Genomic DNA, 22,648 nt, shown 5'->3' with positions numbered 1-22,648 from the left:
CCCGCCTCCGCGGGTCCGCGCGTCCGCTGACATCCCGCCCGCCCCGGCCCCGCGCCGTCGCGCTTCCGCGCGCCCGTGGGTCCTGCCGCGTGCCCCTGTCTTCCGGAAGGACCTCCCATGCCCCGCCCCGCCCTGCGCCTGGCCGTCGAGATCGACGGTGACGGCGCCCATCCGGCCGCGTGGCGCCGTGCCGCGCACTCCCCCGGCGAGCTGCTGACCCCGCGTCGGCTCGCCTGGGTCGCGGCCGTCGCCGAGAACGCCGGGTTCACCCTGGTCACCCTGGACGACTCGATTCTGCCGCCGGGATCCGGCGCCGGTCCCGCGGGCCGGATCGGCGCGGTCGAGCGGGCCGCGTTCGTGGCCGCGTCGACGAGCGTCCTCGGGGTGGCCCCGGTCCTCGCGACGACCTACGCCGAACCGTTCCACGTCTCCTCGCAGCTCGCCTCGCTCGACCACGTCTCGGCCGGCCGGGCCGGCTGGGTGGTGGGGGTGGAGGCGGACTCCGCCGCCGCCCGTGCCTGGGGACGGCCGCCGGTCGAGGGGCCCGAGGCGACGGCCCGCGAGGCCCGCGACGGTCTCCGGGTCGTACGGGATCTGTGGGACTCATGGGAGGACGACGCCGTGATCCGGTCGGTGGCCACCAGCCGCTATCTCGACCGGTCGCGGCTCCACTCCATCGACTTCACCGGTGAGACGTACTCCGTGAAGGGGCCGTCGATCGTGCCGCGCCCGCCCCAGGGGCGGCCCGTGGTCCTCGCCCGCCAGGGGATCGTCCCGGCCGAGCTGACCGACGTGGCCCTGGTCGGCGGTGGCGGCGTGGCCGAGGTGGTGGCGGCGGCGGACGGCAGCGCGTCGCCGCGCGCCTTCGCCGAGATCGAGGTCGCCCTGGACACCGCGCACGAGACGGCGCGGGAGCGGATCGCCGACCTGGAGCGGTACGCGGCGTGGACCGCCCGGCCGGACCGGCTGCGGTACGCCGGCCCCGCCGCCGGCCTGGTCGCCCTGCTCACCGAGTTGCACGGGCGGGTCGACGGGGTGCGGCTGCGTCCGCTCGTGCTCGACGAGGACCTCGCCGTGCTCTCCCGGCTCGTGCTGCCCGAGCTGTTCGTCCGGCGGGTCGCGGCCCGGCCGCTGCCCGGCACCACCCTGCGTGCCTCCCTGGGCCTTCCCCGGCCCCTCAGCCGCTTCACGACGGCCGACAGCGCCGCCGCCGCACCCGTACGGGAGGAGACCCGATGACCCGCACCGATTCCGCCGACGTGCCCCGTCCGGACGCGCAGCTGCACTTCGGGGTGTTCTTCCAGGGCGTCAACCACTGGACGATCTGGTCGGATCCTTCGAGCGGCTCGCAGATCGATCCGGCCTCGTTCCTCCGGGTCGCGCGAACCGCCGAGCGCGGGCTCTTCGACGCCTTCTTCCTCGGCGACGGCCTGCGGCTGCGCGAGTCGGAGGGCGGCGTCCACGAGCTGGACGTCGCCGGACGCCCGGACTCGATCACCCAGTTGTCGGCGCTCGCCGCCGCGACCGAGCGGATCGGCCTCGTCTCCACGTCCAACACGACGTTCAACGAGCCGGGCGATCTCGCCCGGCGCCTCGCCGGTCTCGACCTCCTCTCGGGCGGCCGGGCCGGCTGGAACGTGGTGACCACGCACAACGCCTGGACCGGGGAGAACTTCCGGCGCGGCGGTTTCCTCGACCACGCCGACCGCTACCGGCGCGCCGAGGAGTTCCTGTCGGTCGCGCGGGCCGTGTGGGACGGCTGGGCGGAGGGGGCGGTGGCCGGGTCCGCCGACGCCCGTTCCTGGTCGGTGCCGGACGCGGTGGCACGCGTCCGGTCGAAGGGCGCGCACTTCGACGTCGACCTGGTTCCGACGCTGCCGCGCAGTGCGCAGGGGCACCCGGTGATCTTCCAGGCGGGCGACTCCGGCGAGGGACGGGACTTCGCCGCCCGGCAGGCGGACGTGGTGTTCTCGGCGCACGGTACGGAGTTCGACGACGCGCTGGCGTTCGCCGAGGACATCCGGCGCCGGCTGCGGGCGGCGGGCCGGGCCGAGGACGCGCTGAGGATCCTGCCGGGTACGGAGATCATCATCGGGGCCACCGAGAAGGAGGCGGAGGAGAAGGAGCGCTGGGTCCGCCTCGAACAGGTCACTCCCGCGGTGGCCCTCGGGATCGCCAGCCGGCTGTGGGGCTTCGACCTGTCGGATCGGGACGCCGACGGGCCGCTGCCCGCCGAGGACCCGGTCGTCGCCGCGTACGAGGGGAAGTTCGGCACCCGGCAGCTGGGCGAGACGCTGGACACGGTGGCCGAGTGGCGTGCGAAGGCCGAGGCCAACGGCTGGTCGCTGCGCGAGACGGTCATCGAGCTCGGTCCGCAGCGGGGCCATGTGGGAACCCCGGCCGGGCTCGCCGAGAGGTTCGCGCGGTTCGTCCGGCACGGGGCCGTCGACGGCTTCAACATCTCGCCGTACCTGGTGCCGGACGGTCTCGACGACATCGTGGACCTGCTCGTACCCGAGCTGCAGGAACGGGGCGTGTACCGGTCCGCGTACACGGGCACGACGCTCAGGGAGCATCTGGGGCTCGCACCGGTGGGGTGACCACGGGGTCCGCCCGGGCGGTCCGTCACCCGTGGCGGACGGGCACGCGCGCGGGGAGCCGCGTGCCCGTCCGCCGTACGACGCGGGCGGAACCGGCCGGGTCAGCCGAGCGGCAGTTCCAGCCGGGACGGTTCGGCCTCCGGGGAGCCGATGACGGTCTGCGTCCAGGTGACGGAGGCGTCCCCGTACAGCGGGTCCTTGCTGTCGACGACCAGCAGCAGCCGGTTCCCCGAGGGGATGTCGTACGCGGCCGCCTGGAGGTTCCAGGTGACGGTGGTGTCCTGTTCGGGCGTCAGTCCGTACACGTTGAGCGGCTCGTGGCAGATGATCCGGGCCGTGCCGTCCTCGGCGGCGTCCAGGAGATGGGCGAACAGGCTCGCCGACGTGGCCGTGGAGCGGACGGTGAGGCGCAGCCGCGGGATGCCGCGGACGCGGCGGCCCACGCCCTCGGGCCCGCCGGGCGCGACGAGCGGTTCGGTCGTCCACACGACCGCGTGCCGGCGGTCGATCTTGCGGGTGTCGTAGATCTTGGGGTTGCCCTGCCATTCCGCCTGCCCGGTCTTCATGAGCGCGTCCATGGCGGTGGCCTCGGTGTCCACGCCGGCGAGGAACGCGCGCCGCCAGCCGGTCTCCTCCGCCCCGGGCTCGCCCCGGGGGACGAGCCGGCCGTCGGCGCCGCCCCCGCCGTCACCGGTGAGGCCGAACACCTCGGTGCGCCCGGTGACCTCGCCCCAGCCCGGACTGGTCTCGCGGCGGGCGGGCACGACGATCCGGTTCTCGCCCGTGGGATCGCCGGTCTCCGGGTCAGGGACGGGTTCCGTCACGTACGAGAACATCACCTGGTTGCAGACCTGCGGCCACTCCTCCACCCCGTTGCGCTCGCCCTTGAGGTGGTGGTCGAGCCAGGCGTACGCCTCCGCCATGGGGAGGTTGACCTCGCCCCGGACGGCGGGCGGGCCGATGAGAGCGGGGCCCTCGGGCGCGGCGTGGTCGCCGATCCACAGGTTGAGCCGCTTGGGGACGTCCAGTCCGTTGAAGGTCTCCAGGGTCTGGTTGACCGCGAAGAGGCTCTCGTGCCAGGTGTTCGAGAAGAAGGTCGGCGTGCCGTTCTCGTTGGTCAGCGCGAGGTACGACTCGGGGGCGCGCTTGAGGCCCCACTCGACGACGGCGTCCAGGTTCCGGTCGGCCTGGAAGTCGGCGAGGATCGCCCGGTTGGCCTCGTCGAACTTGCTCTCGACCGGTCCCCCGGTGAGGGCGAGGAGGGCCTTCACGGCCGCGAGGTGGCGGGTGTCGTGGTCGTAGAGGCTGGTCGCCAGGTTGCCCCAGGTGCTGAGCGCGACGACGGCGGCGACCCGGTCGTCGTGGGCGGCGACGAGCTGGCTGATGCCGGAGCCGTACGACTCGCCCATGAAGCCGATGACGCTCGGGGCGAAGCGGTCGACGGCGAAGTCGACGACCGCGGAGCCGTCGGCCCAGTCGTGGGGTCCCGCGACGTCGACGAAGCCGCTGGAGGTGGAGGGCAGTCCGGGGATGCCGAGGCCGCGCGGGGTGTAGGCGAGGACGTGGTAGCCCTTGCGGGCGAGGACGAGGTACGACCAGAGGAACAGCGGCCAGCCGAAGGGGGTCCAGCCGGCGGGCACGACGACGAGCGGGTGCGGGCCCGGGGCGAGCTGCCGGAGGCTGAACGCGGAGAGCCGCACGTGCTCCGCGGCTCCCTCGCTCTCGGCCGCCCCTTCGATGCGGTGGTACGCGGGCAGGGCCAGGCCGCGCACCTCCTCGACCATCGCGGCGAGTTCGGCCGGGAGCAGTTCCGTGGCCGTGCCGGCGCCGGCCAGGTCGGTGCCGCCGCCTAGCAGGTCGGTGTCGTCGGCCGTGTCGGTGCCGTCGGGCCTGTCGGTGCCGTCGGGCCTGTCGGTGCCGTCGGGCCTGTCGCTCAGGAGCACGTGGGCCAGGGTCTGGCCGAGCCGGACGGCTCCGGGGTCCACCGTTCCGTCGGCGGCCCAGAGGCCGCGTGCGGTGATCCGGGAGGTCTCGGCCGCGGTCAGCGCCGTGGTGACGTCCGGGAAGCCGGGAAAGTGTTCGGACGAGCCGGTGGTGAAGGGGTTCTCCTTGGGCACGTGCACCCGTTCCTCTCGACTGGACTGGTGACTGTCCGCTATGGACGGTCGCAAGCCTCACCCATGGGGGACGGAGCGGCCAGAGCGCACGAACGGCGCACGTGTCACGCAACCGGTCGGGAACGACACAAGCCGCCCCGAACTCGATGTTTGGGGACGACGGGAGCGGCTCCGGTTCAGCGGGATGCGGGCGGAACCACCACGAGGAGGGCGGCGACGTCGTCGTCGAGACCACCGGCGCCGTAGTCCGTGAGGTCCTTGTGGAGGAGGGCCGGGATCGCGTCGGCCGGTTCCCGCGCCCAGCCCCGCAGACGCAGTTCCAGCGGATAGAAGGTGCCCGTCCGGTCGCGGGTCTCGCTGACGCCGTCGGTGTAGAGGAGCATCCGGTCCCCGGGCCCGAACGGCACCTCCTCGATGCGGTGGCGGGAGTCGGCGAGGCCCGCCAGGTTCACGGGCAGCGAGGGGTCGGCGAACCGCACGGGCTCGACCTCGGCGCCGCGTTGGAGCAGCGGGGCGGGATGGCCGCAGCTGAGGAGCCGGGCGATGTCCTCGCCGTCGGGGAGTTCCACGAGGACGACGGTGGCGAAGCGTTCGGCGGCGTCGGAGTCCGGGTCCCAGGCCCCGTAGCGGGCCAGGCCCTCGTCGAGCCGGTCGGCGAGGACGGCGAGGTCGGGCGCCTCGTTGACCGAGGCGCGGAAGGAGCCGAGGAGGACGGAGGCCGTCTCGACGGCGCCGAGGCCCTTGCCCTGGACGTCGCCGAGCATGATCCGTACGGCCCCCGGGACGCGTACGGCCTCGTAGAAGTCGCCGCCGATCCTGGCCTTGGCCGCGGCCGCCACGTACAGCAGACGCAGGTCGAAGCGGCCCAGGCGGGTGGGGAGCGGGCGCAGCACGACCCGCTGGACGACCTCGGCCACGGCGGTGAGTTCGCGCATGTCCTGCTCGTAGCGGGTGCGGACCCGGCTGACCCAGGCAGCGGCGGCGGTGACGCCGGAGATCACGATCAGGTTCGTGACGAGCTCGGGCGCCGCGGCGAACTCGCCCCTGATGAGGCTGAGGACCACCCGGGCCACGACGGCGAGCAGCCCGATGACGATCGTCCAGGGCACGCTCCAGGTGACGGCGGCCAGCGCGGGCGCGGCGACGAGCAGCCGGTCGAAGCGGTCCCGGTCGGGCGTCAGCAGATCGGCGACGAAGGCCACCGCCAGGAGCAGGAAGGGCAGCGCGCGACCGAGGTTGAACTCGGTGCGCGCCGGGGCGTCGGGGCGAGCCCGCTGACCGGCTGGCATTTCATGATCGTACGCATGGGCGGCCTCCGGCCCGCGGTGACGGCGGCTCCGGGCGTGTCCGCCGCCGGTCGGCGGCGCGGGGCAGGGCGAGGGCCGCGGGGACCGCGAGTGCGGCGATCAGGACGAGGGCGGGAAGGGCGGCGCCCCGGGACGGTACGAAGCCGCCGTCCGGGACGAGGGCGAGCAGCAGGGTCGCGGTGGCGACACCGAGCGCGGGGCCGATGTTCATCACGGTCTGCTGGAGGCCGCCGGCGACTCCGGCGTGGGCCTCGGGGGCGCGGTGCACGACGACCGAGGTCGCGGTGACCATCAGGGTGACGAACCCGGCGCCCAGCAGTGCGGCGCTCACCCCGACGGCGGCGGCGCCGGCCGTCGTGTCCAGCCGGGCCAGGAGGAGCACCCCGAGGGTGAGCAGGACGGCACCGGCGGTCGCGGTGCGGCGGGGGCCGAAGCGGCGCTGGAGCGGCGGGCAGAGGGGCGCGCCGAGCACCATGAGGACGGCGAGCGGGAGGACGCGCAGCGCGCAGCCGAGGGGGTCGAGGCCTTGGACGTCCTGGAGGAAGTACGTCGCCACGAAGAGCGAGCCGAAGAGGGCGGCAGAGGCGGCGAGCAGAACGGCGAGGCCGGCCACGACGGGCACGCTCCGGAGCAGCCCCGGGGGCAGCAGGGGGTGTGCGGCACGTCGCTGGTGCCGGGCGAGGACGACCCCGGTGGCGACGGCTCCCGCGACGGCGAGCAGGCCGGTGGGGGCGCCGCCGGGACGGGCGGCCTCGACGAGTCCGTGGACGAGCAGCCCGAGAGTCACGGCGAGCAGCAGGGCACCGACGGGGTCGAGCGCGGAGAGGCCGCCTGCGGCTCCGGGGCGGGTGGCGGGAGAGGTTCGGTACCTCGCGGCCGGTGCGCCCGACCGGCTCCGCTCGGGCGGTGGGTTCGTCGCGTACGAACGGCTCGGCTCGTGGGAGGGGTTCTGCTCGTGGGAGCGGTTCCCCGCGTACGACCGGCTGGGCTCGGGGGACGGGTTCTGCTCGTCGGAGGAGTTCGCCGCGTACGACCGGCTCGGCTCGGTCGGGCGCTCCCGGGTGGCGAGCGCGAGCAGGCCGATGGCGAGCGTCGGGGGTACGCCGAGGAGGAAGACCGAGCGCCAGCCGTACGCGGAGACCAGGGCGCCGCCGATGAGCGGGCCGGCCGCGGCGGCGAGGCCGATGGCCGCGGTGCGCACGGCGATCGGGGTGCCGAGCCGATCCGGCGGATAGGCGGTCCGGAGCATGCCGAGCGTGGCGGGCTGGAGGAGGGCGCCGCAGACGCCCTGGAGCACCCGGAGCGCGATCACGGTGCCGATGCCGGGCGCCAGGGCGATTCCGGTGGAGGCGGTGGCGAAGCCGAGGGCGCCGAGGGCGAAGACCCGGCGGTGGCCGTAGCGGTCGCCGAGCCGTCCGGCGAAGACCAGGAGGCTCGCGACGGCGACGAGGTATCCGGTGCTGGTCCACTGCACCTGGCCGATGTCCGCGTGCAGGTCGCGCTGGAGGGCGGGTTGGGCCACGGTGAGGACGGTGCCGTCGAGGGCGACGACCGCGGCGCCGACGACGCTGCACGCGAGGACCGGGGCGCGGCGCGCGCTCACGCGGCCCGCCCCGCGGGACCGAGGTGCGCGTCGAGGGCGGCCGCGAGGAACGGGGCGGGGTCGTCGCCTCCGGTCGCGAGCCGGAGGCTGCCCCAGTGCCAGAGCTGGGCGATGCCGTGGAGGTTGGCCCAGAGCGCGCCTGCGAGGACGGCGGGGTCGGCGGCGTCGGGGCGGACGCCGGCGACGAGTTCGGTGTGCCGGGCGAAGAGCGGCAGGCTCGTCTCCCGCAGTCCGAGACTGCCGCTCTCCAGCAGGTCGTGCCGGAACATCAGCTCGTACATGCCGCGTCGGGTGCCGGCGTAGTCGAGGTAGACACCGGCGAGGAGCGCGATCCGTTCGCGCGGCGGTGCGGTCTCCCGGTCCTCGGCGGCGACGCGGGCGGCCAGCTCGGTGAAGCCCTGGCGGGCGATGGCCGACAGGAGTTCGAGATGGGTGGGGAAGTGACGGCGGGGGGCGCCGTGGGAGACGCCGGCGCGGCGGGCGATCTCGCGCAGCGAGAGGGCCTGGGCGCCTTCGGCGTTCACGAGCTCGACGCCGACGCGGACGAGCCGCTCGCGCAGCCCGCCGTCGCTCCGCTCGTCGGCCCTGTCCCCCGGCACCTGGTGATCTTCGGTTTCCTCATGCATAGACACTGTCTACCAAGATCGAGTAGACACTGTCTACTCGATCTCGCGCCCCGGTCCGCTACACTGAGGGGCAGCGAAGGGGAGTAGCCCTGCAAATCGGTCGTCGACATACTGGAACCCCCGGGTTCCCGGTGACCGGGTCCGCGTTCGGCGCGGACGGGCGAGACCTTCGGCCAGGCATCAACCGCGTCCGCGCTTCCGTGGGCGTGGTCCGTCATGCCGGGCCGAGTGGTCCTCCCGTCGCCCACCGCGGTGCCGTACCGGGTCCACAGGCCCGGACCGAGCAGAGAGCCCCGGTATGCACCTCGACCCCTTGGCGATCCTCACCGCCTTCGGGCTGATCTTCCTCGCCGAGCTTCCCGACAAGACGATGTTCGCGTCCCTCGCCATGGGCACGCGGATGCGTCCCCTCTACGTCTGGATCGGCACCTCGACCGCCTTCCTCGCACATGTCGCCATCGCGGTCGGCGCAGGCAGCCTGCTCGGGCTGCTCCCGGGCTGGTCCGTGAAGCTCGTCTCCGCCCTGCTGTTCGGTTTCGGCGCCTTCATGCTGCTGCGCGGCGGAGGCGACGACGACGGGGCCGACGAGGGCGGCAAGACCGTCACCGGCTTCCTGCCCGTCTTCTCGACGGCCTTCATGGCCGTCTTCATCAGCGAGTGGGGCGACCTCACCCAGATCACCACCGCCAACCTGGCCGCCACGAACGGCACCTGGTCGACGGCGATCGGCTCCCTCGCCGCCCTGATGAGCGTCTCCGCGCTCGCCCTGGTCGCGGGCCGCTTCATCGCGAAGCGCGTGCCGCTCAAGACCGTGCAGCGCATCGGCGGCATCTGCATGGCGGGCCTCGCCATCTGGTCCCTGACCGAGGTCTTCACCGGCTGAGGGCGGTCACCCGACCGCACGGCGAGCGCCCCCACCCCGCCCGGGTGGGGGCGTTCGCCGTTCACGCTCCCGCCGACACACGCGCCGGGCACGCCACGCCCCTTGATGAAGCAATGAATCACTGCTTCACTCCTTCCATGCCCTACCGCCGCACCCCCGCCGTCCAGGCCCGACTCGACGCCCAGCGCGCCTCCGTCGTGGACGCGGCCCGGGCCCTGCTCTCCGAGCAGGGATACGCGGGATGCACGGTGGCGGCCGTCGCTGCCCGCGCCGGAATCGCCACGGGCAGCGTGTACCGCCACTTCCCCGGCAAGACGGAGCTCTCCGTGGAGCTCTTCCGGACCGTGGTGAGCCGGGAGGTCGCGGCCGTCTCCGAGGCGGCGGGACATCCCGGGCACCGTTCCGCCGCCGAGCGGGTGGTCGCCGTCATCGAGACCTTCGCCCTGCGGGCCCTCAAGTCGCCGCGCCTCGCCTACGCGCTGCTCGCCGAGCCGGTCGACCCGGCCGTGGACGCCGAGCGGCTGGTCTTCCGGCGGGCCTTCCGCGACGTGTTCGCCGCACGCGTCGAGGAGGGCGTCCGCTCCGGCGAACTGCCGCCCCAGGACCCGGTCCTGACCGCCTCCGCACTGGTCGGCGCGGGCGCGGAGGCGCTCATCGGCCCGCTGGCGGAGGGGTCCGTCGGGCCCGGCACCGTACCCGCACTCGTCACCTTCACCCTGCGAGCACTGGGAGTCCCCGATGCCGACCACGCATGAGGTCACCAACCAGGTACCGCCCCTGACCGGCTACGACGTCTCCGCCGACCCCGCGCTCCTGGAGTCGCTGCGCCGGGAGGGCGCGGGCTGGGCCGAGGCCGAGGTCCGCGAGCTCGGCGCGCGGGCCGGCGGCGCACAGGCCCAGGACTGGGGCCGCCTCGCCGAACGCCACTCCCCCGTGCTGCACACCCACGACCGGCACGGCCACCGGATCGACGAGGTCGAGTTCCACCCGCACTGGCACGACCTGATGGACGTGGCCGTCCGGCACGGGCTGCACGGCGCGCCCTGGCGTGACGAGCGGCCGGGCGCGCACGTCGCCCGCGCGGCGAAGGTGTTCGTCTGGGGGCAGGCCGACGCGGGGCACCTGTGCCCGGTCTCCATGACGTACGCGGCGGTTCCGGCGCTGCGCGCCCAGCCGGAACTGGCCGAGGTGTACGAGCCTCTGCTGACCTGCTCGTCGTACGACTTCGGCCTCCGGGTGCCGACGGAGAAGCGCGGGATCATCGCCGGGATGTCGATGACCGAGAAGCAGGGCGGCTCGGACGTCCGGGCGAACACGACCCGGGCCGTACCGACGGGCGAGCCCGGCCTGTACGCGCTGACCGGCCACAAGTGGTTCACCTCGGCGCCGATGTCCGATGTCTTCCTCACGCTCGCACAGGCGCCGGGCGGCATCTCCTGCTTCCTGGTGCCCCGTGTCCTGCCGGACGGCAGCCGCAACGCGATCCGCCTCCAGCGGCTCAAGGACAAGCTGGGCAACCGCTCCAACGCCTCCTCCGAGATCGAGTACGAGGGCGCCCTCGGCCGGCTCGTCGGCGAGGAGGGGCGCGGGGTGGCCACCATCATCCGGATGGTGAACATGACGCGGCTCGACTGCGCCATCAGCTCGGCGTCCGGGATGCGCCTCGGACTCGTCCAGGCGGTGCACCACGCCACGCACCGCGACGCGTTCGGCGCACGGCTCGTCGACCAGCCGCTGATGCGGAACGTGCTGGCCGACCTCGCGGTGGAGGCCGAGGCGGCCACGCTCGCGGCGCTGCGCCTGGCCGGCGCCGTCGACCGGGCCACCCGCGGCGACGCGCAGGAGGAGCAGCTGCGGCGGCTCGGGCTCGCCGTCACCAAGTACTGGGTGTGCAAGCGTGCGCCCGCGCACGCCGCCGAGGCCCTCGAATGCCTGGGCGGCAACGGCTACGTGGAGGACTCGGGACTTCCCCGGCTCTACCGGGAGTCCCCTCTGCCGTCGATCTGGGAGGGATCGGGGAACGTCGCCGCGCTCGATGTGCTGCGGGCGATGGCCCGTCAGCCCCAGGCCGTGGAGGCGTTCTTCGCGGAGGTCGAGCTGGGCGCGGGGGCCGACCGGCGTCTGGACGCGGCCGTCGCGGGCCTCCGCAAGGACCTCGCCGGGCTCGGCGACCCGGACGCGGCGGCGTACGGGGCACGGCGTCTCGTCGAGCGCCTGGCCCTGGTGCTGCAGGGCTCGCTGCTCGTGCGGCACGGGAATCCGGCGGTGGCGGACGCGTTCTGCGCGTCGCGGCTCGACGGCGACCGGGGCCTCGCGTTCGGCACGCTGCCCGCGGGGGTGGACACGGCGGCGATCATCGCGCGGAGCGGTCCTGACGCGGTGAGCGTGGCCTAGGGGGGCCGCGGGCGGGCTTTCCCGGTCGGGCCCGGACTTCGGCGGCCGGGCCCCCGGCTTCCCGGCCGCGCCCCGGGCTTGCCCGTTCGGGCCCCGGACTTCGGCGGCCGGGCCCCGGGTCTCACGGCCCGGCCCGCGGAGCCTCCGGGAAAACCCCTGGTCCCGGTGCGCGGCCCTCGATACGATCATCGTGATGACGACCTACGCTGCTATCAGATCGGGGGTCCCGTCCGCGCAAGGTGAGTGCTGATGCTCACTCATACCGCGGACGACGACAACCGCCTTTCCCTCTGGCTGCGCGTGCGCGAGTTCGCCGTGCCGCCCTCCATGATCGAGACCGCCGGACTCCGGCGCACCGCCGGTGACTGGGCGGGCGCCTGCGCCGCCGCCGGCATCGACGTCGATCTCGACCTCCGCTCCGCCGCCCGTTCCTACGGGCGGGAACTCGCCGCCCTGGTCAGAGCGGATCTCCGGGGACTCGCCCCCGACCTGCTGCGCTGGCACATGCCGCGGATCTCCCCCGACGGAGTCCTGCGCCCGGGACTCACCGTCCCCCTGGCACGCTACTCGGTCTCGACCGGCGTCTCGACGGGCGCCGCAGGACGCGGCGCCGCGGCACGCGACGACGTGGCACGCGACGACGTGGCACGCGATAACGAGGGGGACCTCGTCTCCCGCACGGTGTACCTCGTGGTGCGGACCGCTCCCGCGTGGGCGGACGCCGGGCAGCGGATGAGCCTCGCGCTGTGGGACGAATCCCGTTCCATGGACGGCGAGCGCCGCCATCCGCATCCGCGCCCGAGCCGGCGCTATCGCCTGGACCTGCACCGCCACCTCTGGGACGCGCGGCGCAGCGGCGAACTGCGGGCCCGTTCCGGGGCCGACGCGGAGCCGTGCGCCGGTCCGCCGCCGGGACCGTGCGCCGACCCGGCGTGGCCGGACCAGGAGGCACCCCGCCGCGCCGTCGACCGCTGGGCGGCGGAGGCCGTCATCCTGCTCGGGGCCGAAGGGCTGGACTCCGGGCGCGTCCGCGTACGGCTCGGGGGCCGGCGGCAGCTGGTCCTCGACGTGCCGACGGGCGGCGGGCCGGTGTCGGCGGTTCCCGTGATGCCGCCGTCGGCGACGCGGGCACTGCCCACGCTCCCCGACGCCGCGACCTGGGTGCCGCCCGATCTGGAACTGCTGCGCGCGGGTCTGATCGACCCCGGTCGGCTGCATCCCCTGGTCGCCTCGGCGCTCGTACCCGACCACCGGCCCACCGGGCCCGCCACGGTCGGGGATCAGCCGGGCGGGCCGCGTCCGGTGGACTGCCGCGGGAACCGGCACCGGATCGGCCTGTCCGACGGCGTCCTCGCCCCGCTCGACCACACCCCCGCCGAGATCCGGCGGGAGGAGCTCCTGGTCGCGTTGGGCGGGCCTCCCCTCCCCTGTCTCCAGGCCATCGACGACGCCCACCGCCGTCCGGACTGTCTCGAGGGTGTCCGCGAGCGCCTGGACCACGGCGACACCGCCGGGGCGCTGGCCGTCGTCGAGGGCCTGCTCGGCCCCGGCGCCGCGCTGCGCAACGGCGCGCTGCGCGACGCCCTGGAGTCGGCCGCCCGGCGGCGCATCGCGTACGGGCTCTACCGGGCGGACCTCTACGGCCCGGGACCGGGACGCGTGCTGCCCGCGAGGGACCTCCCCAGGGGCCGTCGCGCCCGCTCCCGCCACAGCAACACCCGCTGACCCCAGCGGTACCCGCCCACACACCGGTACCGCGAGCATCCCTCATCCCGCTCGTGCCGGCGGTCGCGCCGGTACCGGCGCACTGACGACGAACCCACAGGTGATCACTCATGCCCTTGCGCTCCCCCTCCTCCGCCCAGCTCGACGTCGCCGACGAACTCCTCGCCCTGCTGCGCGACTCCACGACCGAGCCGCGCCCCGACGACCAGCTGGAGGCCCTGACCCTCGCGGTCGCCGCCGACCTGCCCGTACTCCTCTGGGGCGAGCCGGGCATCGGCAAGACGGCCGCGCTGACCCAGCTCGCCGAATCCCTGGACCTCCCGCTGACGACGGTGATCGCCAGCGTGCACGAGCCGTCCGACTTCTCGGGGCTCCCGGTGATCGGCGACAACCCCGCCGAGCAGGGCGTCCCCATGGCTCCGCCGGACTGGGCGGTACGGCTCGTCAGGGCCGGCCGCGGGCTGCTGTTCCTCGACGAGCTGTCCACGGCCCCGCCGGCGGTACAGGCGGCTCTGCTCCGGCTCGTCCTGGAACGGCGGGTCGGTGCCCTGCGACTGCCCTCCGGAGTGCGGATCGTGGCCGCCGCCAACCCGCGGGCCTCGGCCGCCGACGGCTGGGAGCTGAGTCCGCCGCTGGCCAACCGCTTCGTGCACCTCCAGTGGACCCACGACCACGATGTCGTCGTCCGCGGCCTCGGCGGCACCTGGCCGCGGGCGACACTCCCCCGGCTCGACCCGGACCTCCTGCCGCACGCCGTGGACTACGCCCGTCGCGCCGTGTGCGGCCTCCTCGCCACCCGCCCCACGCTCGTGCACCGGCTCCCCAGCGGGGAGACCCGGCGGGGCGGTGCCTGGCCCTCGCCCCGCAGCTGGGAGATGAGCCTGCACCTCATCGCCTTCGCCACCGCCGCCGGATCCTCCCGCGAGGTGATCTCGCTCCTGGTCAGGGGCACGGTGGGGGACGGCCCGGGGCTCGAACTCCTCGCGAGTCTGGACCGGATGGACCTGCCGGACCCCGAGACGCTGCTCGCCGACCCGGCCGGCGCGGAGCTGCCGGAGCGGGGTGACCTGCGCCAGGCCGCGCTCGACGGTGTCGTGGCGGCGGTCGGGGCGCGCCCCGAGAAGGCCCGCTGGGACGCTGCCTGGGCCCTGCTCGCGAGGGCGGCGGAGACCGGCGCGCCGGATCTGGTCGTCGTACCCGCGACCACGCTCGCCGCACTCCGCCGTACGGAGTGGGACGTGCCGCCCGCCATCGAACGGCTCGCGGGCGCGGTCTCGATGTCCCGGCGCGCGGACGAGGCGGCGAGCCTGGTCGCGAGCGGCGCGGCCTCCGCCGCGGGGGCACGATGAGCACGGCCACGGGCACGGGCGCCGATGCGGGCACGGGCGCCGTCCCGGATGCGAGCACTGGCACTGGCACTGGCACTGGCACGGACGAGGGTGCGGGCACGGACACGGGCGCAGGCACGGGCGCGCGTGCGAGCGCGGGTGCGGGGGCGGGAGCCGACCCGGGCCCCGGTCCGGGGAGCGCGCTCGACCTCGACAAGCTCTTCGCCGCCCGCCTGTACGCCGTCCGGGCCCGGCCCTATCTGGCGACCGCGCTCTTCGCCCTGCACGTCGTCGAGTCCCGGCAGGTGCCGACGATGGCGGTCGACCGGCACTGGCGCTGCTACGTCTCGCCGGTCTTCGTGAACCGGACACCGGTCGAGGAACTCGCCGGGGTGTGGGTCCACGAGGTGTCGCACCTCCTGCGCGACCACCACGGGCGCGGTGACCGGGTGGCCCGGGAGCGCGGTCTGGCCGGCCCGGGCGCCAGGCTGCTGATGAACATCGCGGCGGACTGCGAGATCAACGACGACGTGTTCGGGGACGGCCTCGTCATGCCCGAGGGAGCGGTCACCCCGGGCTCCCTCGGGCTCGCCTCCGGCGAGTTGATGGAGGACTACCTGCGCCGGATCGGCCTCGGCTCCGGCATGCAGCACCTCGCCTGGCTCGACTGCGGCAGCGGTGCCGACGGTCTGGAACGGGAGTGGGATCTGGGGCCCGAGGGCGCGGACGGCCTCAGCGGGCAGCAGCAGGACGCCGTCCGCTTTCGGGTGGCGCAGGCCGTGAAGGGCCGCCCGGGGAACGCTCCGGCGGGGTGGAAGCGCTGGGCCGAGGAGGTCTTCCACCCGCCGCAGCCGTGGCGGGACCTCCTGGGGGCGGCGGTCCGTTCGGCGGCCTCCGCCTCCGGCGCGGGTGAGGACTACTCGTACGGCCGGCCGTCGCGGCGCTCGGCGGGGCTGCCGGGTGCCGTGCTGCCGAGTCTCCGGCGCAGGCCGCCCCGGGTGTCGGTGATCGTGGACACGTCCGGGTCGGTGAGCGACGCGGAGCTGGGCGGCGCGCTCCTGGAAGTGGCGGCGATCTCCCGGGCCGTGGGCGGGCGTCGCGACCTGGTGACCGTGATGTCGTGCGACGCGGCGGCCCGCACCGTGCATCCGCTGTGCCGTGCCGAGGGCATCCCCTTGGTGGGCGGCGGCGGGACGGACCTCCGTACGGGCTTCTCCCGGGCGCTGCGGACGGCGCCCCGGCCCGACGTCGTCGTGGTCCTGACGGACGGCCAGACGCCCTGGCCGTCCGAGCGTCCGGCGTGCCGGACGGTGGTGGGGCTGTTCCGCCGTGACGGGTCGCGCGGCCGTTCGTGGAGGGAGAACGATCCCGACTACGAGCCGGACACGCCGCCCGACTGGGCGCGCGTGGTGACGATCGGTTAGCCGGTCGTCCCGGCGAGGGGACGGTCGTCCAGGAAATCGGCCCGGCGACCTCACGACCGACGACCGTTCGGATGCGATCTGGTGCGGTCGGGTGGGGCGGGTGTGCGCCGGGACGGTGCCCGGTGCCGCCCGGGATGGCAGCCTGGTGGAGCACGTACCCCATGGCCACGGCCGATCGACGTCGGCCGGAACGACAGGGAGTCACGTTGGGCGGCGAGGCGATCCATGACGAACTGGACGAACGGGCGGCCGAGGTGGCGGATCAGGTGGTGGCCTGGCGGCACCACCTGCACCGGTTTCCGGAGCTGTCCAACCGCGAGGTGAACACCGCCGGCCTGGTGGCGGACCACCTGCGCTCGCTCGGCCTCGACGAGGTCCGTACCGGGATCGCCGGGCACGGGGTGGTGGGCGTGCTGCGCGGCGGGGTCGCGGGCGAGCGGGTCGTGGCGCTGCGGGCGGACATGGACGCGCTGCCGGTCCAGGACCTGTGCGGGGCGGACTTCGCCTCCGAGGTGGTCGACGGCGCGTACCCGGGCGGCCCCTTCCCCGTCTCGCACGCCTGTGGGCACGACTGCCACACGGCGGCGCTGCTCGGCGCGGCGACGGTCCTCGCGGGAGTGCGGGACCGGCTGCCGGGCACCGTGCTCTTCGTCTTCCAGCCCGCCGAGGAGGGCCCGCCGGTCACGGAGGAGGGCGGGGCGCGGGCGATGGTCGAGGCGGGCGCGTTCGCCGACCCGGTGCCGACGATGGCGTTCGGGCTGCATGTGACTCCGCATCCGAAGGGGTACGTGGGCTACCGGATCGGCAATCAGTACGGTGCCTCCGCCCTCGTCCGCATCGTCGTCACCGGGAAGCAGACCCACGGTTCCACCCCGTGGGAGGGCGTCGATCCGATGCCCGCGGTGGGGGCGGTCCTGACGGGCATCGGCCAGCTGTACCGGCAGGTGTCGGCGTTCGACCCGGTCACGGTCTCCATCGGGCACATCGAGGACGTCGGCCGCTTCAACATCGTCGGGCAGACGGTGACGCTGTGGGGCACGGTCCGGTGCGCGGTGGAGTCCGACATGGCGCGGGTCGAGCAGCGCCTCACGGTGCTCGCGGAGCACTCGGCGGCGGCGTTCGGGGCGACGGCCACGGTGGAGTACCTGCAGCACGTACCGCCCGTGCACAACAGCGCGCCCTGGGTGGAGGCGGGCCTTCCGACCTTCCGCCATGTGGTGGGCGGGGAGCGCGTGCTGGAGGCGGGCGCGACGCTCGGGTACGACGACGTCTCCGAGCTCGTGAGCCGCTTCGGCGGCCTGTACGTGATGCTCGGCGTCCAGGACGCCCTTCTGGACGGGTCCGGGCGGCCGGTTCCGGAGCCCGGCGGGCGCGGTCTGGTGACCAACCACAACCCCGGCTTCTACGCGGACGACGACACGCTCGTCACCGCTGTCCGGCTGCACGCGCACGTGGCGTACGACCATCTGACGGGCGCGCTCGTCCCCCGCGGCGGGGACTGAACGGTCGGGATCAGGCCTCCCGTACCCGTACGGTGCCGACCGCCGCCACGAACTCCCTTATCAGGGCGGATTCGGCGGCGGTGGGCCAGACCAGGCCGTACTCGAGGGGCGGCGCGTCCCGCAGGGGGACGTAGGCGATGCCGGGTCTCGGGTGGTAGCGGGCGCCCTGGGCCGCGCCCGGGGTGACGCCCCGGCCCGCCGTCACATGGGAGAGGACCTCCTGCCAGGTGGCCGCGACCGGGCCCCGCGGGACGGCCGCTCCGGACGGGGTGTGCCGGGGGTAGTGGTGGTCGAGCCAGTGGCGCGGGTGGGCACCACCGGGGGTGATCAGCGGCAGCCCGGCCAGGTCCTCCAGACCGAGGGACGGGCGTCCGGCGAGCGGGTGGGCCGCGGGCAGCAGCAGGACCCGGTCGTCGCGGACGACCACGGGACCGGTGGTCAGTTCCGGTTCGCGCACGGGGAAGGCGGCGAACTGGATGTCGAGCTCGCCGTCCTGGAGGGGCCGGACTCCGCCGTCGAGGGGCACCTCGCGGACGGTGATCTCGCAGCCGGGACGGCGGCCGACGAGGGCGTCGGCCGCCGCCGTGAGCAGCTCGGCGTCCCAGGGGGTACCGAAGCCGGCCCGCAGTCGCCCGTGGACGCCGCGGCCGGCCCCGGTGGCGCGCTCCATGGCGGTGCGCAGCTGCTGGTAGGCGGGCAGGAGGTCCTCGTACAGGCGCAGACCGACCGGGGTGAGGACGACGCTGCGGCTGGTGCGGGCGAAGAGCGGGGTGCCGACGCGGCGCTCCAGCTTCTTCACGGTCTGGCTGACGCGGCCGGTGGAGACGCCGAGGCGCTCGCCGGTGCGTCCGAAGTGGAGCTCCTGGGCGAGCGTGAGGAACGTTTCCAGTTCGTACCGTTCGAGCACCGGGCCTCCGTCTTCTCCGCCGCCTGATCGTTCGTTTCCGCCACCTGATCGTTGAGTCTGGCTCAACGCCGGTTTCATGATGACAGCTTGTTCCGCCTGGGCGGCGGCGGGGAGCCTGGAGGCATTCCCTCCCCTGTACGGAAGAGACTCCGTGGACCCTCGCACCACCGACCCGTCCCCCTCCGTCGCGTCCGCGCGGCCCGTGAAGGTGGACGTCCCGCTCTTCGCCTTCGCCGGCGCCGTCACCGTCGCCAACATCTACTTCCCGCAGCCGCTCCTCGCCGCTGTCGCCCGGGGCCTCGACGTCACGGAGCGGACGGCGGGACTCGTCGCCACGGCCGCGCAGATCGGGTACGCGCTCGGCATCCTGCTGCTCGTCCCGTTGGCCGACACGGCGCGGCTCCGACGCCTGACCTCGGTGCTGCTCGCCCTCACGACGGCCGCGCTGCTCGTCGCGGCGGCGTCGCCCGGCGTGGTCACGCTGGCGCTCGCGACGCTCGCGCTGTCCACGACGACGGTCCTCCCGCAGATCCTCACCCCGGTGGCGGCCGTGCTGGCGGGCCCCGGGCGGCGGGGCAGGACCGTGGGGCTCGTGGGTCTCGGGCTCACGCTGGGCTCGACCCTCTCCCGCACGGTCTCGGGCGCCGTCACCGAGGCGAGCGGCAGCTGGCGGGCGGCCTACCTCGTGGCCGCCGTGGCGACGGCGGCCCTGCTCTGCGTCTTGCCGCGCAGACTGCCCGAGCGGCTGGGCGCACGCGGCCGCACCTCGTACGCCGGGCTCCTCGCCGGGCTGCCCGGGCTCCTGGCGTCCCATCGCGCACTGCGGGTCTCGGCCGCGCTCGGGGCCTGCGTCTTCGCCGCGTTCAGCGTCTTCTGGGCGGTGCTCGCCTTCCACCTGGCGGCGCCGCCGCTGGGGTACGGGCCGGGCGCGGCAGGACTCTTCGGGGTGCTGACCCTGCCGGCCGCGCTGCTCTCGGCGACGGCGGGGCCGCTCACCGACCGGTACGGGGCGGGTCCGGTGGGCGCCGCGGGCCTGGGGCTGGCGGGGCTCGGGCTCGGTGTGGCCGCCCTGCTCCCGTACTCCCCCGTGGGCCTGGTCGTCGGGGCGAACCTGCTGGTGGCGGGAGTCAGCTCCGGCCAGGTGGCCAACCAGGCGAGGATCTTCGGGATCGGCCGGGAGGTGGCCGCGCGGGTGAACACGGTCTTCATGCTCGCCACCTTCGGCGGCGGGGCGCTCGGCTCCTTCGCCGGGTCCTGGCTGTACGCGGAGCACGGCTGGTCCGCCGCGCTGCTCGCCGCCGGGGTGTTCCTCGCCGCCGGAGGGATCGTGGTGGCGCGTTCCGGACAGCCGGTCCCGAGTTGCGTCCCGGACGGCACACGGGACGCTGGGGGTATCCGCCCGCGCATCCCGCAGGGAGAGTCATGAAGCTGGACCTCATCGCCCTGGCCGACGAGCACATGGCCGCGGCCCGCACCGCGCCGCACGGGCGCAGCGCCCACCTGATCATGCACGACGGGGTGCTCCGGCAGTCCGTCATCGCCCTGACGGCGGGCACGTCCCTGGACGAGCACAACGCGCCGCCGGCGGCGAGCCTCCAGGTGCTGCGGGGCCGGGTGAACCTGACGATGGCGGGCCGGGCGGAGGAGCTGTCGACGGGCACGCTGCGGATGCTCAGGGAACGGCACGGGATCACCGCCCTGGACGACGCGGTGGTCCTCCTGACGGCGGTGAACGACTGACGGCGGTCAACGACTGACCGGCGCGACGGCTCCCCGGCGGTGAACCGGCGACGGGGGGCGGTCGCAGGCGCACGGGACCGCCCTCGCCTCACTCGATCGCGTCGAGGTCCTCCGCGTAGTGCTCGATGGCCTTGCGGTACGTCCGTACGGACGGGTCGTCGCTGGTGGCGGCGAGCAGGCGGAGCAGCAGCCGGGTCGACTCGTGGTGCCGGCCGGTGTTGTAGAGGGCCATCGCGAGGAAGGTCCGCAGGGAGCCCTCCTCCGGAAACTCCTCCACCGCACCGCTCAGGAGGGCCACGGAGTCGTCGTAGCGGCCGAGGACGCGATAGGTGCTGCCGAGGCCGAGGAGCGCCCCGCGCCGGTCCTCGGGGGTGAGCCCGGGGCCCGCGCCGCCGCCCGCGAGGGCGCGTTCGTAGTACGGCACGGCCTCCTTCTCCAGACCGAGGACGTCGTGCGCCCAGGCCGTCTGGTAAGCGACCTCCGCGTCCTCCGGATGCCGCGCGGCGAGGGCGACGAGCCGCTCACGGGCCTCTTCCCGGTGTCCCTGTCCCCGCAGTGCGACCGCCTCGGCCAGCCGGACGTCCCTGTCCTCGTCGTGTTCCATGGCCCCATCCTCGCAGCTCGCGTCGGGCGTCCCCGCGGCGGCTGCCAGGTGACGGGCCGCCATACCGGAGTGGCCGGATTGTGGCGTCCTCGCCCATGGAGAAGGGCTCCTGATCGCCCATAGCCTCCCGGCCGACCCTCCGTCAGGAACGAGCCGCCCGGGAGATCCCATGCGTTCACCCCGTCCCACCCGTCGCCGCGGGCCACGCCGCTTCGCGGCGCTGCTGCTGTCCGTCGCCGCGACCCTGTTCCCCACCGCGTCCCCCGCGGGTGCCGCCGCTCCCCCGCCCGTGCCCGGCACGCTCCAGGGGTACGACATCGGCTCCGTGTTCAGCGCCGGGGTGTCGTCCGGCGGATACATGGCCACCCAGCTGCACGTCGCGTACTCGGGTACGTTCGAGGGCTCGGCGGCGTTCGCGTCGGGGCCGTACGACTGCGCGCGCGGCCAGCTCGCCACGGCGCTCAACGCCTGCATGGACACCACGCAGAACCTCCAGCTCGCCACCCTGGAACAGACCACCCGCGACCGGTCGGCGCAGGGCCAGGTCGACCCGGTGGGCAACCTGGCCGGCGACCCGGTGTACGTGTTCAGCGGCTCGGGCGACAGCACGGTGAAGCGACCGGTGGCGGACGCGCTGGCCGACTACTACGGCCGGTTCGGCGCCCGGGTCCGGTACGACCGGTCGACGGCCGCCGGGCACGCCTGGATCACTCCGCTCGGCCCCAACTCCTGCACGGTGACGCAGACCCCGTTCCTGAACAACTGCGGGATCGACGCGGAGGGGGCGCTGCTCGGCCACCTCTTCGGCTCGGTCGCGGCGCCCGGTTCCGGAACCGGCGGATCGCTGATCCGCTTCGACCAGAACGCGTACGCGCCGGGCGGCTCGGCGGCGGCCCTCTCGATGGGCTCGGAGGGCTTCGCGTACGTCCCGGCGTCGTGTGCGCAGGGGGCCCGCTGCAAGCTGCTCGTGGCGCTGCACGGCTGCAAGCAGGGGTACGCGTACCAGGGCTTCGGTACGCGCTTCGTCGAGAACGCGTATCTCAACGAGTACGCCGACACCAACGACATGATCGTGCTGTATCCGCAGGCGGCACCGACCTCGACGCTGGAGAACCCGAACGGCTGCTGGAACTGGTGGGGCTACCTCGGTGACGCGTCCTACGCCCGGCACGGCGGGAAGCAGATCGAGGCGATCATGGGCATGGTGCGGGCGCTGCGCGGCACCGGCACGCCCCCGCCCACGGGCGACCGGACGGTCCTGTCGAGCACGGACTCCGAGGACGGGTACGTGAAGGCGGCGGCGGACGGTTCGGGCGCGGCGGTCGGCACCCTGGAGGACGCGTACGGTCTCGCCCTGGGGCGGGGCACCGACGGCAGGGTGAACCGGTCGGTGGTCTCCTTCGACACCTCCCGGATCCCGGCCGGCAAAGAGGTCAGCCGTGCCTGGCTGACCGTCACCAGGTCGAGCGGTTCGGGCGATCCGTGGGCCTCACCCGCGGGCAACCGGCTGCAGGTGGACCTGCGCACGGGGTGCTTCGGCGGCTGCGCGGTCGAACCGGCGGACTGGTCGGCCGCGGCGACGGTGGCGGGGGCGGCGCGCGTCGAGGCGTTCACCTCGGGGAGCGCGGTGTCGACGGACCTGTCGGCGGAGGCGCTCGCGGCGCTGAACCGGGGCGGGGTCACGCAGTTCCGGCTCGGGTTCGCGTCGGCGCCGACCGGCACCGCGTACCTCTTCGTGAACCAGGCGACGCCGGTGACGCTGACGGTCGAGTACCGGTAGGACGGCGGGTGGCGGGGACGGGCGGTGGGCGGCGGGGCAGTCGATGTGGGCCCGGTTGGAGCGAGTCCGGCCGGGGCGGGTTCGGCCGGAGCGGGTCCGGCCGGGGCG

18 protein-coding genes are annotated in these 22,648 nt (G+C 74.6%); 12 read left to right on the top strand and 6 right to left on the bottom strand.

The window, feature by feature from the left end; all coding sequences use genetic code 11:
• Positions 1 to 117: 117 nt before the first annotated feature.
• Both AMK27_RS12330 and AMK27_RS12325 read left to right on the top strand, forming a co-directional pair.
• Positions 118 to 1,239, top strand: coding sequence for an LLM class flavin-dependent oxidoreductase (locus tag AMK27_RS12330; RefSeq protein WP_073905540.1), 1,122 nt, complete (start codon positions 118 to 120; stop codon positions 1,237 to 1,239).
• Entirely contained in the window at positions 1,236 to 2,600 is a 1,365-nt protein-coding gene (locus AMK27_RS12325; protein WP_073905537.1) for an NtaA/DmoA family FMN-dependent monooxygenase, read from the top strand. The genes AMK27_RS12330 and AMK27_RS12325 overlap by 4 nt, the downstream gene beginning before the upstream one ends.
• A 101-nt stretch (positions 2,601 to 2,701) precedes the next feature.
• Here the strand turns inward: AMK27_RS12325 and AMK27_RS12320 are convergent, their stop codons facing one another.
• The 4 genes from AMK27_RS12320 to AMK27_RS12305 form a co-directional block, all read right to left on the bottom strand.
• Positions 2,702 to 4,717 (bottom strand): CocE/NonD family hydrolase C-terminal non-catalytic domain-containing protein, encoded by a 2,016-nt coding sequence (locus tag AMK27_RS12320; protein WP_073905534.1) that lies wholly within the window; start codon positions 4,715 to 4,717, stop codon positions 2,702 to 2,704.
• Positions 4,718 to 4,893: 176 nt separating this feature from the next.
• Entirely contained in the window at positions 4,894 to 6,006 is a 1,113-nt protein-coding gene (locus AMK27_RS12315) for a PP2C family protein-serine/threonine phosphatase (RefSeq protein WP_073905532.1), read from the bottom strand.
• 1 nt (position 6,007) lies between these two features.
• A complete protein-coding gene (locus AMK27_RS12310) occupies positions 6,008 to 7,627 on the bottom strand; it encodes an MFS transporter (protein ID WP_073905529.1) in 1,620 nt (539 codons plus the stop codon).
• Positions 7,624 to 8,253: a TetR/AcrR family transcriptional regulator gene (locus AMK27_RS12305; RefSeq protein ID WP_073905526.1), complete on the bottom strand. Its 630-nt coding sequence runs from the start codon at positions 8,251 to 8,253 to the stop codon at positions 7,624 to 7,626. The genes AMK27_RS12310 and AMK27_RS12305 overlap by 4 nt, the downstream gene beginning before the upstream one ends.
• Before the next feature lie 298 nt (positions 8,254 to 8,551).
• Here AMK27_RS12305 and AMK27_RS12300 point away from each other — a divergent pair, with 298 nt between their 5' ends.
• The 7 genes from AMK27_RS12300 (at position 8,552) to AMK27_RS12270 (ending at position 17,509) form a co-directional block, all read left to right on the top strand.
• Positions 8,552 to 9,136, top strand: a complete 585-nt coding sequence (locus AMK27_RS12300) for a TMEM165/GDT1 family protein (protein WP_073905523.1) — start codon at positions 8,552 to 8,554, stop codon at positions 9,134 to 9,136.
• A gap of 137 nt (positions 9,137 to 9,273) precedes the next feature.
• Complete coding sequence (locus AMK27_RS12295) at positions 9,274 to 9,891, top strand: TetR/AcrR family transcriptional regulator (protein WP_073905520.1); 618 nt, start codon at positions 9,274 to 9,276, stop codon at positions 9,889 to 9,891.
• Positions 9,875 to 11,530, top strand: a complete 1,656-nt coding sequence (locus tag AMK27_RS12290; protein ID WP_073905517.1) for an acyl-CoA dehydrogenase family protein — start codon at positions 9,875 to 9,877, stop codon at positions 11,528 to 11,530. The genes AMK27_RS12295 and AMK27_RS12290 overlap by 17 nt, the downstream gene beginning before the upstream one ends.
• Before the next feature lie 249 nt (positions 11,531 to 11,779).
• Positions 11,780 to 13,255 carry a hypothetical protein gene (locus AMK27_RS12285; RefSeq protein ID WP_073905514.1) on the top strand — a complete coding sequence of 492 codons (1,476 nt, stop codon included), beginning with the start codon at positions 11,780 to 11,782 and terminating at the stop codon, positions 13,253 to 13,255.
• 110 nt (positions 13,256 to 13,365) lie between these two features.
• Positions 13,366 to 14,604 carry an AAA family ATPase gene (locus AMK27_RS12280; protein ID WP_073905511.1) on the top strand — a complete coding sequence of 413 codons (1,239 nt, stop codon included), beginning with the start codon at positions 13,366 to 13,368 and terminating at the stop codon, positions 14,602 to 14,604.
• A complete protein-coding gene (locus AMK27_RS12275; RefSeq protein WP_073905509.1) occupies positions 14,601 to 16,007 on the top strand; it encodes a vWA domain-containing protein in 1,407 nt (468 codons plus the stop codon). Before AMK27_RS12280 ends, AMK27_RS12275 begins: the two co-directional genes overlap by 4 nt.
• 206 nt (positions 16,008 to 16,213) lie before the next feature.
• Positions 16,214 to 17,509: a M20 metallopeptidase family protein gene (locus tag AMK27_RS12270; RefSeq protein WP_073905506.1), complete on the top strand. Its 1,296-nt coding sequence runs from the start codon at positions 16,214 to 16,216 to the stop codon at positions 17,507 to 17,509.
• Positions 17,510 to 17,519: 10 nt separating this feature from the next.
• Here the strand turns inward: AMK27_RS12270 and AMK27_RS12265 are convergent, their stop codons facing one another.
• Positions 17,520 to 18,416, bottom strand: coding sequence for a LysR family transcriptional regulator (locus AMK27_RS12265; protein ID WP_073905503.1), 897 nt, complete (start codon positions 18,414 to 18,416; stop codon positions 17,520 to 17,522).
• Positions 18,417 to 18,567: 151 nt separating this feature from the next.
• Between AMK27_RS12265 and AMK27_RS12260 the strand changes: the two genes are divergently transcribed.
• Both AMK27_RS12260 and AMK27_RS12255 read left to right on the top strand, forming a co-directional pair.
• Positions 18,568 to 19,842 carry an MFS transporter gene (locus AMK27_RS12260; RefSeq protein ID WP_073905501.1) on the top strand — a complete coding sequence of 425 codons (1,275 nt, stop codon included), beginning with the start codon at positions 18,568 to 18,570 and terminating at the stop codon, positions 19,840 to 19,842.
• On the top strand, positions 19,839 to 20,156 hold the full coding sequence (locus AMK27_RS12255; RefSeq protein WP_073905499.1) for a cupin: 318 nt from the start codon (positions 19,839 to 19,841) through the stop codon (positions 20,154 to 20,156). The genes AMK27_RS12260 and AMK27_RS12255 overlap by 4 nt, the downstream gene beginning before the upstream one ends.
• 88 nt (positions 20,157 to 20,244) lie before the next feature.
• On the opposite strand, the gene AMK27_RS12250 is transcribed toward AMK27_RS12255, so the two are convergent.
• On the bottom strand, positions 20,245 to 20,760 hold the full coding sequence (locus tag AMK27_RS12250; protein ID WP_073905497.1) for a tetratricopeptide repeat protein: 516 nt from the start codon (positions 20,758 to 20,760) through the stop codon (positions 20,245 to 20,247).
• Between the two features lie 169 nt (positions 20,761 to 20,929).
• Between AMK27_RS12250 and AMK27_RS12245 the strand changes: the two genes are divergently transcribed.
• Positions 20,930 to 22,540 (top strand): extracellular catalytic domain type 2 short-chain-length polyhydroxyalkanoate depolymerase, encoded by a 1,611-nt coding sequence (locus tag AMK27_RS12245; protein ID WP_073905494.1) that lies wholly within the window; start codon positions 20,930 to 20,932, stop codon positions 22,538 to 22,540.
• Positions 22,541 to 22,648 lie beyond the last annotated feature (108 nt).

It is taken from the genome of Streptomyces sp. CB02009 (assembly GCF_001905825.1).
GTDB lineage: Bacteria > Actinomycetota > Actinomycetes > Streptomycetales > Streptomycetaceae > Streptomyces.
The sequence above is the reverse complement of the archived record's forward strand: the minus strand, read 5'-3'. Positions and strand labels throughout refer to the sequence as shown.

Coding starts and splice junctions, on each gene's coding strand:
- AMK27_RS12330 (WP_073905540.1), top strand. CDS start 118: ATGCCCCGCCCCGCCCTGCGCCTGGCCGTCGAGATCGACGGTGACGGC.
- AMK27_RS12325 (WP_073905537.1), top strand. CDS start 1,236: ATGACCCGCACCGATTCCGCCGACGTGCCCCGTCCGGACGCGCAGCTG.
- AMK27_RS12315 (WP_073905532.1), bottom strand. CDS start 6,006: ATGCCAGCCGGTCAGCGGGCTCGCCCCGACGCCCCGGCGCGCACCGAG.
- AMK27_RS12305 (WP_073905526.1), bottom strand. CDS start 8,253: ATGCATGAGGAAACCGAAGATCACCAGGTGCCGGGGGACAGGGCCGAC.
- AMK27_RS12300 (WP_073905523.1), top strand. CDS start 8,552: ATGCACCTCGACCCCTTGGCGATCCTCACCGCCTTCGGGCTGATCTTC.
- AMK27_RS12295 (WP_073905520.1), top strand. CDS start 9,274: ATGCCCTACCGCCGCACCCCCGCCGTCCAGGCCCGACTCGACGCCCAG.
- AMK27_RS12290 (WP_073905517.1), top strand. CDS start 9,875: ATGCCGACCACGCATGAGGTCACCAACCAGGTACCGCCCCTGACCGGC.
- AMK27_RS12285 (WP_073905514.1), top strand. CDS start 11,780: ATGCTCACTCATACCGCGGACGACGACAACCGCCTTTCCCTCTGGCTG.
- AMK27_RS12280 (WP_073905511.1), top strand. CDS start 13,366: ATGCCCTTGCGCTCCCCCTCCTCCGCCCAGCTCGACGTCGCCGACGAA.
- AMK27_RS12275 (WP_073905509.1), top strand. CDS start 14,601: ATGAGCACGGCCACGGGCACGGGCGCCGATGCGGGCACGGGCGCCGTC.
- AMK27_RS12255 (WP_073905499.1), top strand. CDS start 19,839: ATGAAGCTGGACCTCATCGCCCTGGCCGACGAGCACATGGCCGCGGCC.
- AMK27_RS12250 (WP_073905497.1), bottom strand. CDS start 20,760: ATGGAACACGACGAGGACAGGGACGTCCGGCTGGCCGAGGCGGTCGCA.
- AMK27_RS12245 (WP_073905494.1), top strand. CDS start 20,930: ATGCGTTCACCCCGTCCCACCCGTCGCCGCGGGCCACGCCGCTTCGCG.